13 protein-coding genes are annotated in these 15,974 nt (G+C 74.2%); 9 read left to right on the top strand and 4 right to left on the bottom strand.

Annotated features, from left to right (window positions below; translation table 11 throughout):
• The first annotated feature begins 19 nt into the window (after positions 1 to 19).
• Positions 20 to 523, top strand: a complete 504-nt coding sequence (locus MID12_RS28730; protein WP_040255035.1) for a GNAT family N-acetyltransferase — start codon at positions 20 to 22, stop codon at positions 521 to 523.
• Between the two features lie 66 nt (positions 524 to 589).
• Here MID12_RS28730 and MID12_RS28735 read toward each other — a convergent pair whose 3' ends face one another.
• The 3 genes from MID12_RS28735 to MID12_RS28745 all read right to left on the bottom strand — a co-directional run bounded on the left by MID12_RS28735 (position 590) and on the right by MID12_RS28745 (position 3,096).
• On the bottom strand, positions 590 to 2,089 hold the full coding sequence (locus tag MID12_RS28735; RefSeq protein ID WP_263171858.1) for a cryptochrome/photolyase family protein: 1,500 nt from the start codon (positions 2,087 to 2,089) through the stop codon (positions 590 to 592).
• Positions 2,090 to 2,276: 187 nt separating this feature from the next.
• Positions 2,277 to 2,735 (bottom strand): hypothetical protein, encoded by a 459-nt coding sequence (locus MID12_RS28740; protein WP_040255037.1) that lies wholly within the window; start codon positions 2,733 to 2,735, stop codon positions 2,277 to 2,279.
• 1 nt (position 2,736) lies between these two features.
• Positions 2,737 to 3,096, bottom strand: coding sequence for a hypothetical protein (locus tag MID12_RS28745; RefSeq protein WP_040255038.1), 360 nt, complete (start codon positions 3,094 to 3,096; stop codon positions 2,737 to 2,739).
• 523 nt (positions 3,097 to 3,619) lie between these two features.
• On the opposite strand from MID12_RS28745, the gene MID12_RS28750 reads away from it, so the two are divergent.
• The 8 genes from MID12_RS28750 to MID12_RS28785 all read left to right on the top strand — a co-directional run bounded on the left by MID12_RS28750 (position 3,620) and on the right by MID12_RS28785 (position 15,314).
• The gene (locus tag MID12_RS28750) at positions 3,620 to 4,714 is read left to right on the top strand and encodes a methionine ABC transporter ATP-binding protein (protein ID WP_263171861.1); all 1,095 of its coding nucleotides are present in this window, start codon (positions 3,620 to 3,622) and stop codon (positions 4,712 to 4,714) included.
• Complete coding sequence (locus tag MID12_RS28755; protein WP_263171863.1) at positions 4,711 to 5,496, top strand: methionine ABC transporter permease; 786 nt, start codon at positions 4,711 to 4,713, stop codon at positions 5,494 to 5,496. The genes MID12_RS28750 and MID12_RS28755 overlap by 4 nt, the downstream gene beginning before the upstream one ends.
• 78 nt (positions 5,497 to 5,574) lie before the next feature.
• Positions 5,575 to 6,396: a MetQ/NlpA family ABC transporter substrate-binding protein gene (locus MID12_RS28760; RefSeq protein ID WP_040255041.1), complete on the top strand. Its 822-nt coding sequence runs from the start codon at positions 5,575 to 5,577 to the stop codon at positions 6,394 to 6,396.
• A gap of 150 nt (positions 6,397 to 6,546) precedes the next feature.
• On the top strand, positions 6,547 to 7,185 hold the full coding sequence (locus MID12_RS28765; protein ID WP_040255042.1) for a GNAT family N-acetyltransferase: 639 nt from the start codon (positions 6,547 to 6,549) through the stop codon (positions 7,183 to 7,185).
• 133 nt (positions 7,186 to 7,318) lie between these two features.
• The gene (gene cbiE, locus MID12_RS28770) at positions 7,319 to 8,524 is read left to right on the top strand and encodes a precorrin-6y C5,15-methyltransferase (decarboxylating) subunit CbiE (protein WP_263171866.1); all 1,206 of its coding nucleotides are present in this window, start codon (positions 7,319 to 7,321) and stop codon (positions 8,522 to 8,524) included.
• A 348-nt stretch (positions 8,525 to 8,872) separates the two neighbouring features.
• Positions 8,873 to 12,808 (top strand): nicotinate-nucleotide--dimethylbenzimidazole phosphoribosyltransferase, encoded by a 3,936-nt coding sequence (gene cobT / locus MID12_RS28775; protein WP_263171867.1) that lies wholly within the window; start codon positions 8,873 to 8,875, stop codon positions 12,806 to 12,808.
• A gap of 294 nt (positions 12,809 to 13,102) precedes the next feature.
• Entirely contained in the window at positions 13,103 to 14,371 is a 1,269-nt protein-coding gene (gene cobA / locus MID12_RS28780) for a uroporphyrinogen-III C-methyltransferase (protein WP_263171869.1), read from the top strand.
• Between the two features lie 52 nt (positions 14,372 to 14,423).
• Entirely contained in the window at positions 14,424 to 15,314 is an 891-nt protein-coding gene (locus MID12_RS28785; RefSeq protein WP_263171872.1) for a TrmH family RNA methyltransferase, read from the top strand.
• A gap of 111 nt (positions 15,315 to 15,425) precedes the next feature.
• On the opposite strand, the gene MID12_RS28790 is transcribed toward MID12_RS28785, so the two are convergent.
• Positions 15,426 to 15,962 carry a hypothetical protein gene (locus MID12_RS28790; protein WP_040255047.1) on the bottom strand — a complete coding sequence of 179 codons (537 nt, stop codon included), beginning with the start codon at positions 15,960 to 15,962 and terminating at the stop codon, positions 15,426 to 15,428.
• Between the last annotated feature and the right edge of the window lie 12 nt (positions 15,963 to 15,974).

Here is a 15,974-nt window from a genome sequence, read left to right on the forward strand (position 1 = left end):
TGAGCGGAGGCGTGTGCAGATGGGCATGAGCGTGACCATCGCGGCAGCTGGGGAGCGGGACGCGGAGCAGATCCTCAAGCTCCAGTACCTCTGCTACCAGAGCGAGGCCGCCCTCTACGGCGACTACTCCCTCGAACCCCTCACCCAGCCGCTCGCCTCCGTCCAGGAGGAACTGCGCACCGGCACCGTCCTGGTGGCCCGGCTCGGCCAGGAGGTGGTCGCCTCCGTGCGCGGCACCCTCGACGCCGAGGGCACCGGGCACATCGGCAAGCTCATCGTCCACCCCCGGATGCAGCGGCACGGCCTCGGCGGACGGCTGCTCGCCGCCATGGAGTCCCGGCTCGGCGAGGCGGGCGCCGTCAAGCGGTACCAGCTCTTCACCGGCCACCGCAGCGAGGGCAATCTGCGCCTGTACCGCAAGCACGGCTACACCCCGCTCAGCAGCGAGCGGGTGGACAGCAGGCTCACCGTCGTCACCCTGGTCAAGGGCGCGGAGGCCGGGGCGTACGTCAAGAGCGCCTAGGCGTACGGACGGTCGCCCTCAAGCCCCTGCACGTACAAGTCCCTTCCCGTACAAGCCCGTTGACGCTCACGGCGGCCCCTCGCGCCCGGCCTCCAGGCGGCGCACCTCGGCCAGGTCGCCGAGCCGGTCCATCCCCCGGACGGCCTGCGCCATGCGGTGGTTGCCCTCAAGGCGGCTCCGGTGCCGGTGCAGGAAGGTCCAGTAGCCCGTGGTGTACGGGCAGGCCTCCTCGCCGGTGCGCCGGGTGGGCCGGTAGGCGCAGGGGCCGCAGAAGTCGCTCATCCGGTTGAGGTAACTGCCGCCGCAGACATAGGGCTTGGTGACCATCCGGCCGCCGTCCGCGTACTGGGACATGCCGATCACATTGGGCAGCATCACCCAGTCGTAGCCGTCCACGAAGCAGCGGTGGAACCAGTCGGTGACCGCGGCCGGGTCCCAGCCGCGCTGGAGGGCGAAGTTGCCGAGCACCATCAGGCGCGGGATGTGCGCGGTCCAGCCGGTGTCGCGGACCTGCCCGAGGACCTCGGAGAGGCAGCGCGCGGTGACCGCGTCCGCGTCCAGGTCGAGGAACCAGCCGGGCAGCGGCTCGCGTTGGCCGAGCGCGTTGCGGTGCCGGTACTCCTCGCCGAAGTGCCAGTACAGCTGCCATACGTACTCGCGCCAGCCCGCGATCTGCCGGATGAAGCCCTCGGCGCTGTTCAGCGGGGCCTCGCCGTCGCGCCAGGCCGACTCGGCGCGCTCCACGCACTCCAGGGGGTCGAGCAGCCCCAGGTTGAGCGAGGAGGAGAGCAGGCTGTGGCTCATCTCCGGGTCCCCGGCGAGCATCGCGTCCTCGTACGGCCCGAAGTCCGCGAAGCGGTGGCCGAGGAAGCGGCGCAGGGCGGCCAGGGCCTCCCGGCGGGTGGCCGGGAAGCGGCGCGGTCCGTCCCGGCCGACGAAGGAGACCTCCCCGTCGCGTTCCCAGCGGTCGAGGTCGCGGCGGACCTCCTCGTCGATCTCGTCCTCGCGGGGCCGGTAGGGCGCGGGCAGACCGAGGTCGGCGGCGCCCTTCGGCGGGGGCTCCCGGTTGTCGTGGTCGTGGTTCCACCGGCCGCCCTCCGGCTCCCCGCCCGCCATCAGGAGGCCGTGCTCGCGGCGCACCCAGCGGTAGAAGACCTCCTGGCGCAGACCCTCGCGGGACTCGGCCCAGCGGCCGAACTCCTCCAGCGGGACGAGGAAGCCCCGCGCGGGCAGCACGGTGACCCGGTCCAGGGAGCGCACCAGGCCGAGGGCGGCGCGCGAGGTCGGGTGGTGCACGGTCACCGGCCGGTCCCCGGCTGCCTCGCGCAGCCCCTCCCGGTAGGTCTCGGCCCGTACGTAGCGGACCCGTTCGCCCAGCTCCGCCGCCCGGTGGCGCATCGCCGAGAGCACCAGATGGGCCTTGGCCCGGTGGAAGCGCCGGCGGCGGAAGACCGCCCGGGACTCGATCATCACCAGCGGGGTGTCCCGGCGGGGTCCGTCCGGCCCGGGGGCGAGGAAGTGCGGGCCGAGCTGATCGCCGAAGAGCCAGTGCACGGGGGCGGCCACGGGCGGATCTCCTGACTCCGGCCGCGGCCGGAAGCGGCGTACGCGCCGCGCGCCCGCCGTGCGGACCACCGGCTGCGGGCGGTGCGCGAGGAGCGGGCCGGGCATGGGCGAAAGGCGTGGTCAGCCTAGGCGCCGGGCGGCGCTCCGCCCCGGAACCCCGCTCGCCGTGTCCCGCCCCGCGACGGCGTCAGTCCGCGTCCGGCCGCGGGCGCCGCAGCCACCACAGCGCGGTCAGCGGGAGCAGTACCGGGATGAAGAGGTAGCCCATGCCGTAGTCCGACCAGACCGTGGCGTCGGGGAAGGCGGCCTTGTCGGCCAGGGTCCAGGTGCCCACGGTCAGGACGCCCACGAGTTCGGCGGCGCAGCAGACCAGCGCCGCCCGCCGGGCCTTCTCGCCGCCGCGCACCAGGGAGTACGTGATGAATCCGTAGACCAGACCGGCGAGCGCCGAGAGCGAGTAGGCGAGCGGGGCGTGGTCGAACTCGGTGGAGATCTGCACCGCGGAGCGGGAGACCGCGCCGACCACCATCACCCCGTAGACCCAGAGGAGCAGGGTGCCGGGGCCGCTGATCAGGCGGTTGCGGCGGGGTGCCTCGGCCGCCTCGCCGCCGGACCCGGAGTCCTCGGCCTTCTCGGGTGTCGCCACCTCAGCCTCCCCAGATGTCGTAGAGCCGCACTTCGAGCACCGCGAGCACCACGCCGCCCGCGGCCACCGTCGCCGAACCCCAGCGGGTGCGCTCCGCGAGGGACATGAATCCGGTCACCGGTACGCAGGCGAAGGCGCCGAGCAGATAGCTGACGAAGATCGTGGTGCCCTGGTCCGCCTCCTGGCCCTGGGCGAGCCGGACGATGCCGACGATCAGCTGCACCACGGTGAGCAGGGTCACCACCGCCATGCCGATGAAGTGCCAGTCCTTGGTGGGCTGATCCCGGTAGGCGGCGAAACCGCACCAGGCGGCGAGCGCGAGCGCGGCCGCACTGATCGCGATCGTCAGGGCGTCAAGCATGGGCCGACTTTATTACGGGGCGCGGGGGCGCCGGATCCCGCCCCTGTCCGGCTACGGGACAGTGGCCTTGACCACAGGAGCGGCCCGGGCGGCGGCGAAAGCCCAGCGCACGACCGGCCCCCGAGGGCCCCGCGGCACGGGCCCTGCGGGGGTGTCCAGGTGCCGGACGAACCTGTCCGGAATACGGGCATCCGAGGTCACCGCCGCTCGCACGTCTGCTTTACTTGCCCGCATGACCACGACGAGCAGCCGCACCCCCGCGACCGAGGCGCGATCGGCGCCCGGTGCTCGCTGTATGTGTCGAATGTGTGCCTGCTGAGGGCCCCTGCATCACCGCCTGGACTCGCGCCCCGAAGCGAGCCGCCGAGCCCCGTGCCACAGCCCGCTCCGCCGAGCCGGGCGGCACGGCCCCGCGCACACGACCCGGGAATCCCGCCCCGCGGGTCGGCCGTGCCGCGTGCCGCAACCGACGCCCCGTGCCCGGCACCCCGCGTGCCGTGCACTCGACAGTGACGGAAACCCTGTGATCACCACCTCGGGCCTGACGAAGATCTACCGGTCCGGCGGTCCGCGCGGCCGCGCCATCACCGCCCTCGACGACGTGGACCTGCATGTCGCCGAGGGGGAGGTGTACGGCGTCATCGGGCAGAGCGGCGCCGGGAAGTCCTCGCTCATCCGCTGCGTGAACCTCCTGGAGCGCCCCACCTCCGGCACCGTCACGGTCGCCGGGCAGGACCTCACCGCCCTGGCCGGGCGCGGGCCACGGGCCGGCCGCGAACTGCGCGCCGCCCGCAGCCGGATCGGCATGGTCTTCCAGCACTTCAACCTGCTGTCCTCGCGCACCGTGCAGGACAACGTCGAACTCCCGCTGGAGATCCTCGGCCGCTCCGGCCGCGAGCGGGCCCGCAAGGCCGCCGAACTGCTCGACCTGGTCGGCCTCGGCGAGCGGGCCCGCGCCTACCCCGCCCAGCTCTCCGGCGGCCAGAAGCAGCGCGTGGGCATCGCCCGGGCACTCGCCGCCGAGCCGAAGGTGCTCCTCTCCGACGAGGCGACCAGCGCCCTCGACCCGGAGACCACCCGCTCCATCCTCGGGCTGCTGCGCGACCTCAACCGGCAGCTCGGCCTGACCGTGCTGCTCATCACGCACGAGATGGACGTGGTGAAGAGCATCTGCGACTCGGCCGCCCTGATGCGCGAGGGGCGGATCGTCGAGTCCGGCACCGTCACCGAGCTGCTCGCCACCCCCGGCTCGGAGCTGGCGGCCGCGCTCTTCCCGGTCAGCGGCGGCGGCGAGGACCCCGAACGCACCGTCGTCGACCTCACCTTCCAGGGCGACGCCGCCACCCGGCCCGTCATCTCGCAGCTCGCCCGCACCTACAACATCGACATCTCCATCCTCGGCGCCGCCATGGACACCGTCGCGGGCAAGCAGGTCGGCCGGATGCGCATCGAACTGCCCGGCCGCTACGAGGACAACGTGGTGCCGATCGGCTTCCTGCGCGAGCAGGGCCTCCAGGTCGAACGCGCCGAGCCCCCCGGCCCGGACGCGACCGCCGCACCGCCCGCAGGACCCGCCGCGCCCCCGGTGGCCGCGCTCGCCAAGGAGGAGACCAAGTGACCTGGTCGGAGATGCAGCCGCTCCTCGAGCAGGCGAGCTGGGACACCCTCTACATGGTCGGCTGGTCCACGCTGATCGCCGTCGTCGGCGGGCTGCCGCTCGGCATCCTGCTCGTCCTCACCGACCGCGGCGGGCTGCTCGGCAACCAGGCGGTGAACAAGGTCACCGGGCAGGTGGTGAACGTCGCCCGCTCGATGCCCTTCATCATCCTGATGGTCGCCCTGATGGACTTCACCCGCTGGGTCACCGGCACCACCATCGGCCGCGAGGCCGCCATCGTCCCGCTCGCCATCGGCGCCATCCCCTTCTTCGCCCGGCTCGTCGAGACGGCGGTACGGGAGGTGGACGGCGGCCTCGTCGAGGCGGTGCAGGCGATGGGCGGCAACACCTGGACCATCGTCCGCAAGGTCCTGATCCCCGAGTCGCTGCCCTCGCTGATCGCCAGCACCACCACCACGATCGTCGCCCTCATCGGCTACTCCGCCATGGCCGGCACCGTCGGCGCGGGCGGACTCGGCGACCTCGCGGTGCGCTACGGCTACCAGCGCTTCGAGTCGGACCTGATGTGGGTCACCGTCGCGGTGCTCGCCGTCGTCATCTCCGTCATCCAGTTCGCCGGCGACTTCGCGGCCCGGGGCCTGCACCGCCGCAGCGGCCACGCGGGCCCGGCGCCCCGGCTGCGCTTCCTGCGCGACCGGGACGCGGCGCCCGAGCGGTCCCCGGAGCAGTCCGCCGGGCAGCCCCCGGAGCCGGTCAAGAGCTCCGAACTCCCGGCCCCCTGAACCCTTTCCGGTCCCACCCAGTCCGCCCCGCACCCCCCGCGGCGGGGAGCAGCACCCACCCAGAAAGAGGCACTTTTCGTGCGTAACACCCTCCGGATCACCACCGCGGCCCTCGCCACCGGCGCCCTCGCCCTCGGCCTCACCGCCTGCGGCGGCGACTCCGAGTCCGACCCCGACGCCCCGCTGAAGGTCGCGGCGAGCCCCGTACCGCACGCCGAGATACTCGACTTCGTCAAGGACAAGCTCGCCGACAAGGCGGGACTGAAGCTGGACGTACGCGAGTTCACCGACTACGTCACGCCGAACACGGCCACCGAGAACGGCGACGTGGACGCGAACTACTTCCAGAACCAGCCCTACCTGGACGACTTCAACAAGAAGAACAACACCCACATCGCCCCGGTCGTCACCGTCCACCTGGAGCCGCTCGGCCTCTACTCCGAGAAGGCGAAGAAGGCGGAGCAGCTGCCCAAGGGCGCCACCATCGCGCTGCCCAACGACACCGTCAACGAGGCCCGCGCGCTCAAGCTCCTCGACGCCAACGGGGTCATCACACTGAAGGACGGCGTCGGCAACGAGGCCACCCCGAAGGACATCGCGAAGAACCCGCGCGGGGTGAAGTTCAAGGAGCTGGAGGCCGCGCAGGTCGCCCGCTCCCTCAAGGACGTGGACGCGGCCGTGATCAACGGCAACTACGCCATCGAGGCCGGTCTCAAGCCGGCCGAGGACGCGCTGGTCCTGGAGACCACCGAGAACAACCCGTACGGCAACTTCCTGGCCGTCAAGAAGGGCAACGAGGACGACCCCCGGGTCAAGAAGCTCGCGAAGCTCCTCACCTCGCCCGAGGTGAAGAAGTTCATCAAGGACAAGTACGCCGGTTCGGTGCTCTCCGTCGGCTGATCCGCTCCCCGGCACCCGGCCCCGCCCCGCCCCGCGCGCGGCGGGGCCGGTGCGCGCCCCGGCGCCGACAGCCCACCCCCGTGGTGCGGTTGACGCCCGCGATGCTGCATGCTGGGCCCTTCAGCTTGCCTGAAGGTTACGGAGTGCCGCATGACGACCACCTTCCCCGACATCTCCATCAGTACGGAGAGGCTGGTGCTGCGTGCCCTCGAGGAACCCGACGTACCGGCGCTCACCGAGATGATGAACGACGAGCTGGTCACCTCCTGGACCGCCCTGCCGCACCCCTACACCGAGGCGGACGCGCGGGCCTGGCTCACCGAGGAGGCGCCCGCCGAGCGCACCGAGGGGCGCGGGATCGTGCTCGCCGTCACCGAGTTCCTCACCCAGCGCCTGGTCGGCTTCGTCCAGCTGCGCCACACCGACTGGCGGGTGCGCTCCGCCGAGGCGGTGTACGTCATCGCGCCCTGGGCGCGCGGCGAGGGCTATGCCTGTGAGGCCGTGCTCGCGGTGGCCCAATGGCTCTTCCACGACCAGAAGTTCGAGCGCCTGGAGCTGCGCACCGCCGCCGACAACACCGCCGCCCAGCAGGTCGCGCAGAAGATCGGCTGTATCAGCGAGGGCGTGCTGCGGGGTGCCTGGATAGCGCGCGGCAAGGACGAGCACGGCGGCTGGGGCGAGTTCCGTACCGACCTCATCGTCTGGAGCCTGCTGCCGGAGGACCTGGAGGGCGTCGCCGACCAGCTCGCCGAGGCCGGGGGCTACGCCTCCTACCCCGACTGGAACTGACCGCCCCCGCCGCCCGTCCGCGCGCCCCCGCTCCCCTCCGCGTGCCGGGTCACCGGGTGCCACCAGGTACGCTCGCCGTGCCCGCGCTCGCGGCTGCCCCGCACAACGCTTGAACCTCAGGAGACGGACGACGATGGCCGACCGGGTCACGGTGATCGGCTGGGACGGCACGCCGCTGACGGAGGCGGCGCGCGGCGCCCTGTCCGCGGCCACCCTGGTGGCCGGCGCTGCCCACCACCTGGCCCTGCCCGAGGTGCCCCCCGGCGCGGAGCGCATCCGGCTCGGCAGCATGCACCTCGCCGCCCGCCGCATCGTCGGCCACCGCGGCACCGCCGTGGTCTTCGCCGACGGCGACCCGGGCTTCTTCGGCGTGGTGCGCACCCTGCGCTCGCCCGACTACGGCCTGGAGGTCGAGGTCGTCCCCGCGGTCTCCTCGGTCGCCACCGCCTTCGCCCGCGCCGGGACCCCCTGGGACGACGCCCAGGTGGTGGTCGCCCACGGCCGCACCCTGCGCCGCGCGGTCAACGTCTGCCGCGCCCACCCCAAGGTCGCCGTGCTCACCTCACCCGGGGCCGGACCCGCCGAACTCGGCCTGCTCCTCGGCAAGGTGCACCGCACCTTCGTGATCTGCGAGGAGCTGGGCACCCCGCGCGAGCAGGTCACCGTGGTCACCTCGGAGAAGGCCGCCGACCACAGCTGGCGGGACCCGAACGTCGTCATCGTCCTCGGCGGCACCACCGCGCCCGACACCGGCTGGATCGCCGGCCGCGACCCGGGGCGCGGCCCGCGCGGCTGGGTGCTGCCCGCGGGCGCCTACGAGGGCACCCCGAAGGAGGGCGAGGGGGAGCGGCTGCGGACCGCCCAACTCGCCCGGCTCGCCCCGCGGGTGGGCGATCTGGTCTGGGACATCGGCTGCGGCAGCGGGGCCTTCGCCGCCGAGGCGGGGCGCTTCGGCGCCGCCGTCATCGCCGTCGACCGGGACCCGGACAGCTGCGGGCGCACGGCCGCCGCAGCCCGCAGGGCCGGGGTCGAACTCAGCGTCGTCCAGGGCACCGCCCCGCACATCCTCGAAAGCCTGCCCGAGCCCGATGTCGTACGGGTGGGCGGCGGGGGAGCGGCCGTCGTCTCGGCGGTCGCCGACCGCAGACCCGAGCGGATCGTGACCCACGCGGCCACCCGGGACGAGGCCGAACTCCTCGGCCGGGACCTCGCCGAGCACGGCTACCAGGTCGAATGCGCCCTGCTCCAGTCCGTCGAACTGGACACCGGCAGCTGGACGGAGCGCGAGCGCACGGTCGCCTTCCTGCTCAGCGGGCTGCTCCCGGACCGCGCCCCGTGAGCCCCCGCGGACGCCGCGGCAGGTAGGCTGGCCGATCGTCGTACCGCTGAGGACGGACCGTCCCGGAGGGCCCAATGTCCCAAAAGGGCGGTCCTCTTGGGACCGGGGGAGCAGCGGCACCACAAGGGCGTGAAGTGGCGCAGTCCACACCGGGCCGTGGCCGATCCACGTGCCCCGGAGGTGGTCGGCACAGCACAATGCCTGGTGTCCGCTCGTCTGCGGACGGCACGTGCCGCACGGCGCACACGCTCGTTCTCCCTGTGGGCGGTCGGTGCGCTGCCACACGCGGAGTACGGACCCGGCCGCGACCGGGCACGGTCCGAGTAAGCACTGAGCGAGGGGTTACGCATGACGGACACCGGCCAGGTCCCCGGCGAGGGACTGCCGGAGAGCGCGGGCATGGTGGAGCAGCCGGGCGTGCACGCCCAGGGTGCCTACGCCTACGCCGGCCCCTCTGCCGCCCCCGCCGAGGAGGACGACCTGCTGCTCATGCCGGGAGCCCAGGGCGCCTGGATGGAGGGCCAGCTCCCCCCCGGCCGGACCGGACACGAGCCCGGCGCCCACGAGCGCTCCGGCCGGGACAGCGGCGCCCTCGACATGAGCGCCCGCACCCCGGCCGCGGCCCACTCCGCGGCCCCCCGGCGCCCCCTGCACTCGGGACCGCCCGCCAGCCCGGTGCGTTCGCTGGCCGACCGCGGCCCCGCCGCCCAGCCCGCCCCCGTGACCACCCCGGGGCCCGCCACCGGACCCGAGTACCTGGACATCCCGCAGGAGGACCCCGCGGGCCCCGGTGACACCCCGCCGCAGGGCGCGGTGCCGTGGACCCCCGAAGGCCTGCCCCAGGACGGCGGCCACCCGGAGGGCCCGCAGGCAGCGGCGGCAGAAACGGTCGTTCCGGACGCCTCGCACCAGGGCGCCGCCTACCCCGGCGGCTACCCGGAGGCGGACTACCAGCCTGGGCAGCCCGGCGGCTACCCGGCCGCCGAACAGGGCGCGGAATCCGGTCAGTTCGCCTACGCCGAGGGCGCCCACGGCGACGGTGCCCTCGCAGACGGGACCTACGGCGATGGTGCCTACGCCGACCCCGCCTTCCCGGCCCACGGGGACCCCGCCTTCGTCGGTCACGGAGACCCTGCCCTCAACGGTCACGGAGACCCTGCCCTCAACGGTCACAGAGACCCTGCCCTCAACGGTCAGGGCGACCCCGCCTTCCCGGGCCAGGGCGACCCCGCCTTCCACGGTCAGGCCCCGGCCGCCCCGCAGGACAACGCGGGCTTCCCGCCCTCCGCGGGCGCCTTCGACGCGGCCCCGCAGGCGGGCGCCGCCCCGGCCGGCTACGCCCCGGTGCCGGACACCCCCGCGCAGGGCGTCCCCTACGGTCAGCCCGCCCCGGGCGAGGCCGACTCCATCGGACGCTTCGTGCCCGTGGACGGCGTCATCCCCACCACCCCGCACCTCGCCCCCACGCCCCCGCACCCCCTGCACCTGCCGGAGGACGCAACCGCCTTCCCGGAGGCGGGAGTCGAGGCACCGCACCTCGCCGAGGCACCGCGCCTGGACCAGGAAGCGCACCTCGCCGAGGCGGTCGGGCAGTCCGAGGCGGTGGCAGCCGCCCCGGCCGAGGACGGTCCGCACGGCTCGGCGGCCGCCGCCGAGGCGCAGCCCGCCGAGGTCCCGGGCCTCGAAGCCCAGGCCACCGAAGCCCAGCTCGCGCCCACCGAGGCGGAGCCGGTCCCCGCCTCCTACGAGGAACCCGCCGCCTACGACGAGCCCGCGCCCCACGACGAGTCGGTGCTCCACGGAGAGTCCGCGCCCCACGGAGAGTCCGCCTCCTACGAGGAACCCCTGTCCTACGAGGAGCCCGCCCCCGTATCCCCCGCCGGCTACCCCGAACACACCGACGCCGCGCGGGAGTTCGACGACGCCCCCGCTGCCGAGCCGTCCCTCACCCCGGAGCAGGCGCACGCCGCCGCGCAGGCCGTCCCGGTGGCGGAGCTGGACGGGCAGGGTGTCCCCGCGGAGCAGTTCCACCCCGGGGTGGAGTCCGGGGGTGTACTCGGCGGGACCGGTGTCCACCTCGTACCGCACGAGGAGTTCACGGCGCAGGGCTCTGCCATCGCAGCACAGGAGGCCGTACCCGCGCAGGCGGGGGAGCCGCTCCAGGCGTCCGAGGAGGTGGTGGCCTTCGCCCCGCAGCAGGAGCCGCAGCAGGCGGACCCCTCGGCCGGACCGGAGGCGGATCCGGTGGCCGAGCAGGACGCCCCCCGGCTTCCCGGCGTGCCCGCCCCCGCGGGTGAACCCGTCCTCCCCGGCGAGGAGTCGGCCGCCCCCTGGACCACCCCGGACGCGCAGCAGGCCGCCTCGGTCCCGGCGCCCCGCGACGGCCGGTCCGCGGCCCGCGAGGTGCCCGAGCCCGGTACCGAGGCCCCCGCGGACACCGCGGCCCAGAAGACCGGAGCCCCCGGCGGCGAGCCGGTGCCGGACGCCGCCGCGCAGGTGAGCGGGGCGGACCCCGCCTCCGCGGCCGCCGGGGACCCCGCCCCGCCCCGCGGTCCCGCCGCCCCGGCCTACGCCGAGGCCGAGCGCGAGGCCGTGCTGCGGGTCATCCGGGAGCGCCGCGACATCCGCAACGGCTTCCGCGACGACCCCATCCCGCACGAGGTCCTGCTCCGGGTCCTCGAAGCGGCGCACACCGCGCCCAGCGTCGGGCACTCCCAGCCCTGGGACTTCGTCGTCATCCGCTCCGCCGAGACCCGCCGCACCATGCACGAGCTGGCGATGCGGCAGCGCGAGGCGTACGCGAAGTCGCTGCCCAAGGCGCGGGCCAAGCAGTTCAAGGAGCTGAAGGTCGAGGCCATCCTCGACACCCCGGTGAACATCGTGGTCACCGCCGACTCCACCCGCGGCGGCCGGCACACCCTCGGCCGGCAGACCCAGCCGCAGATGGCCCCGTACTCCTCCGCGCTCGCCGTGGAGAACCTCTGGCTCGCCGCCCGCGCCGAGGGGCTCGGAGTGGGCTGGGTCAGCTTCTTCGACGAGCGCGAGATGGTGCGCGCCCTCGGCCTGCCCGAGCACCTGGAGGTCGTGGCCTACCTCTGCGTCGGCTACGTCGACGAGTTCCCCGAGGACCCCGAGCTGATGCAGGCGGGCTGGTCCAAGCGCCGCCCGCTGTCCTGGGTGGTGCACGAGGAGACGTACGGCCGCCGCGCGCTGCCCGGCGAGGAGCCGCACGACCTGCTCGCCGAGACCGTCGCCGGTATCCGGCCGCTGGACGCCAAGGCGCTCGGCGAGGCCTGGGAGCGGCAGAAGCGGATGACCAAGCCCGCCGGGGCGCTCGGCATGCTGGAGATCATCTCCGCCCAGCTCTCCGGCCTCTCCCGGATGTGCCCGCCGCCGGTGCCCGAGCCCGCCGCGGTGGCGATCTTCGCGGGCGACCACGGGGTGCACGCCCAGCAGGTCACCCCTTGGCCGCAGGAGGTCACCGCCCAGATGGTGACCAACTTCCTGTCCGGCGGGGCGGTCTGCAACGCCTTCGCCGCGCAGGTCGGCGCGGAGGTCTGCGTGATCGACGTGGGCGTGGCCGCCGAACTCCCGGCCACCCCGGGCCTGCTGCCCCGCAAGATCCGGGCGGGCACCGCGGACATGACCGAGGGCCCCGCGCTCACCCGCGAGGAGGTCGTCGCCGCCGTCGAGGTCGGCATCGAGACCGCCCGCGACCTGGTGGCCGCGGGCAACAAGGCCCTGCTCACCGGCGAGATGGGCATCGCCAACACCACCGCCTCGGCCGCCCTGATCGCGGTGTTCACCGACACCGACCCGGCCGAGGTCACCGGCCGCGGCACCGGCATCAACGACGAGACCCTCGCCCGCAAGACCGAGGTCGTACGCCAGGCCCTCGCCCTGCACCAGCCCGACCCGGCCGATCCGATCGGGGTGCTCGCGGCGATCGGCGGGCTCGAACACGCCGCCCTGGTCGGCCTGTTGCTCGGCGGCGCCTCGCTGCGCACCCCCGTGATCCTGGACGGCGTCAGCGCCGGTGCCGCCGCCCTGGTGGCCCGCGCCATCGCCCCGGAGGCGCTGGCCGCCTGCATCGCGGGCCATCGCAGCGCCGAACCGGGCCATGTCGCCGCCCTGAACAAACTCGGCCTGCGTCCGCTGGTCGACCTGGACCTTCGCCTCGGCGAGGGCACGGGCGCGCTGCTCGCGCTGCCCGTGGTGCAGAGCGCCGCCCGCGCTATGCACGAGGTGGCCACGTTCGATTCGGCCGGGGTCACCGAGAAGTAAGGGGGTCACGCGCGGTACGGCCCGGGGACGGCCGGCTCGCGCGTGACCGGGTCCTCGCGGCCCGGCCCCCCGCCGAGGGGGCGCCGGACCGCCGCGACTGGGCCCCGCCGCGCCCCTCGCCGTAAGCTGAGGAACCGGGAAACCGCACGTGAACCGGGTGACCGGGCGTCGTCCGGGGAACCGGGCGCGAACCGGGGAGCAGCAGGTGCCCCGGGGACCGTACGTGAACACGCCGCTCCAGTGCCGCAGCGGCCCGCACCGCATCGCACCACCCGCACGAGGAGCCGTACCGCCATGGCCGAACACCCCGCCTACCCCGTCGGACTGAGACTGACCGGGCGGCGCACCGTCGTCCTCGGCGGCGGTCAGGTGGCCCAGCGCCGGCTGCCCGCGCTGATCGCGGCGGGCGCCGACATCCTCCTCGTCTCGCCCTCCGCGACCCCCTCGGTGGAGGCGATGGCGGACTCCGGCGAGCTGGTCTGGGAACGCAGGCGGTACGCCGAGGGGGACCTCGAAGGCGCCTGGTATGCGCTGATCGCCACCAGCGACAAGGCCGCCAACCGCACCGCCTCCGCCGAGGCCGAACGCGGCCGGATCTGGTGCGTACGCGCCGACGACGCCGACGCGGCGACCGCGCTCACCCCGGCCACCGGGCGCAGCGAGGGCGTGACCGTGGCCGTGCTGACCACCGAGGTCCACGACCGGGACCCGCGGCGCACCGCCGCCATCCGGGACATCCTGGTGGAGGCGCTCGGCGACGGCACCCTGGCCGTGCCCTCGGTCGGCGTCCGCCCCGACGAGGCGCCGCGCGTGCGCCCGGTGGCCCTGGTCGGCGGCGGCCCCGGCGACCCCGATCTGATCACCGTCCGCGGGCGCCGTCTGCTCGCCGAGGCCGATGTGGTCATCGCCGACCGGCTCGGCCCCCGCGACCTGCTCGCCGAACTCCCCCCGCACGTCGAGGTGATCGACGCCGCGAAGATCCCCTACGGCCGCTACATGGCCCAGGAGGCCATCAACCACGCCCTGATCGAGCACGCCCGGCAGGGCAAGGCGGTGGTACGGCTCAAGGGCGGCGACCCCTTCGTCTTCGGGCGCGGCATGGAGGAGGCGCAGGCGCTGACCGCCGAGGGCCTGCCGTACACCGTCGTCCCCGGCATCTCCAGCTCCATCTCGGTCCCGGGGGCCGCGGGCATCCCGGTCACCCACCGCGGGGTGGCGCACGAGTTCACGGTGGTCAGCGGCCATGTGGCGCCGGAGGACGACCGCTCCCTGGTCGACTGGGCGGCGCTCGCCCGGCTGCGCGGCACCCTGGTCATCCTGATGGGCGTCGACAAGATCGGCCGGATCGCCCGGGCGCTGGTCGCCCACGGCCGGGCGCCGGACACCCCGGTCGCCCTGATCCAGGAGGGCACCACCGCGGCCCAGCGCCGGGTGGACGCCACCCTGGCCACCGTCGGCGAGGTCGTCCGCGCCGCCGAGGTCCGCCCGCCCGCGGTGATCGTCGTCGGCGAGGTCGTCGAGGTCGGCGACACGGCCCCGGCAGCCCCCGGCACCCTCACCTGACGGCTCCCGCGCACCCGTACCCCGCACTCCTACGACAAGGCAGCCTCACCCCGTGGCCGAACTCCGTACCGTCGACGACCCCGACGACCCCCGCCTCGGCGACTACACCGGGCTCACCGACGTCGAGCTGCGCCGCCGCCGGGAACCCGCCGAGGGGCTGTTCATCGCCGAGGGCGAGAAGGTCATCCGCCGGGCCCGCGAGGCCGGGTACGCGATGCGTTCGATGCTGCTCTCCGCCAAGTGGGTCGAGGTGATGTCCGACGTCATCGCGGAGGCGACCGCCCCGGTCTACGTGGTCAGCCCCGAGCTGGCCGAGCGGGTCACCGGCTACCACGTGCACCGCGGGGCCCTCGCCTCCCTCCAGCGCAAGCCGCTGCCCGCCGCGGCCGAACTCCTCGGCGCCGCCCCCAGGACCGCGGACCGGTCCTCGGCCGAGGGCCGCCCCGCGGACGAGTCCTCGCCCTCCTCCGGGGACCCGCAGCGGAGTACGGGCCGACGCGTCGCCCTCTTCGAGGACCTGGTGGACCACGCCAATCTGGGGGCCGCCTTCCGCAACGCCGCCGCCCTGGGCGTGGACTCCGTCCTCCTCTCGCCCCGCTGCGCCGACCCGCTCTACCGCCGGGCCGTGAAGGTCTCGATGGGCGCGGTCTTCACCGTCCCCTGGACCCGGTTGACCTCCTGGCCGGAGGAGATCGAGGTCTTCCGGCGGTACGGGTTCGTGACCGCCGCCCTGTGCCTCGGCGAGCGGTCGATCACGATCGACGAACTGGCCGCCCGCCGGTACGAGAAGCTGGCGCTGCTGCTCGGCACCGAAGGCGACGGGCTGTCGGACGCCGCCCTGCGCGCCGCCGACGAACATGTCCGCATCCCGATGGCCGCCGGAGTGGACTCCCTCAACGTGGCCGCCGCCTCCGCCGTGGCCTTCCACACGACGCGGCTCTGAGCTTCGACGCGGCTCTGAGCCTCGACCCGGCTCTGAGCCCCCACGCGACTCCGCGCTCCACGGCGGCCCGAGAAGGCGACCGGTTCCCCGTGCCGCCAGGACGGCGGGAGTTCAGTGGTCCTCGGCGTTCGCCAGGGCCTCGGTGACCATGCGGACCGCGAAGTCGGGGTCCTCGGTGACGCGGCTGATGTGCTCGGCGAGCAGGAAGGTGGTCGCCTCCAGGGCGGTTATCTCCTTCTCCGTCCAGTCGCCGTACTGCTCGCGCCACAGGGTGGGGCTCAGACCGGTGCCCGCGGCGATGACCAGCGCGGACATGGTGGGGATGGTCTCGGGACGCACGCTCCTGGGCATCAGACGCAGCGAGGCGACCAGCGTCGGCACCACGTACTCGATCACGTCCTTGTCCTCGTGCTCGTGGGCCTGCCGCAGCCAGCTCATGAACATGTAGATCACGGTGCAGGTGCCGTCCAGTACCGCGACGGCCCCCTCGGGACCCAGCGAGGCCATGAACTGGTCGCTCAGCGCCTTCTGTTCGGGGTCGTGCTCGGTCCGTCCCGCGCGGATGGCCTTGAGCTGGGAGTCGATCAGCATGAGCGCGGTGCCCACATCACCGACGGGAGCGTGTGCGGGGCCGTAGGGCGATGACACGGGGAGTCCTCC

It is taken from the genome of Streptomyces sp. SCSIO ZS0520 (assembly GCF_025643355.1).
Taxonomy (GTDB): Bacteria; Actinomycetota; Actinomycetes; order Streptomycetales; family Streptomycetaceae; genus Streptomyces; species Streptomyces physcomitrii.

Excerpts from the sequence above, each read along its gene's own strand:
- MID12_RS28730 (WP_040255035.1), top strand. The coding sequence starts at position 20 with ATGGGCATGAGCGTGACCATCGCGGCAGCTGGGGAGCGGGACGCGGAG.
- MID12_RS28745 (WP_040255038.1), bottom strand. The coding sequence starts at position 3,096 with ATGCTTGACGCCCTGACGATCGCGATCAGTGCGGCCGCGCTCGCGCTC.
- MID12_RS28765 (WP_040255042.1), top strand. The coding sequence starts at position 6,547 with ATGACGACCACCTTCCCCGACATCTCCATCAGTACGGAGAGGCTGGTG.
- cbiE (WP_263171866.1), top strand. The coding sequence starts at position 7,319 with ATGGCCGACCGGGTCACGGTGATCGGCTGGGACGGCACGCCGCTGACG.
- cobT (WP_263171867.1), top strand. The coding sequence starts at position 8,873 with ATGACGGACACCGGCCAGGTCCCCGGCGAGGGACTGCCGGAGAGCGCG.
- cobA (WP_263171869.1), top strand. The coding sequence starts at position 13,103 with ATGGCCGAACACCCCGCCTACCCCGTCGGACTGAGACTGACCGGGCGG.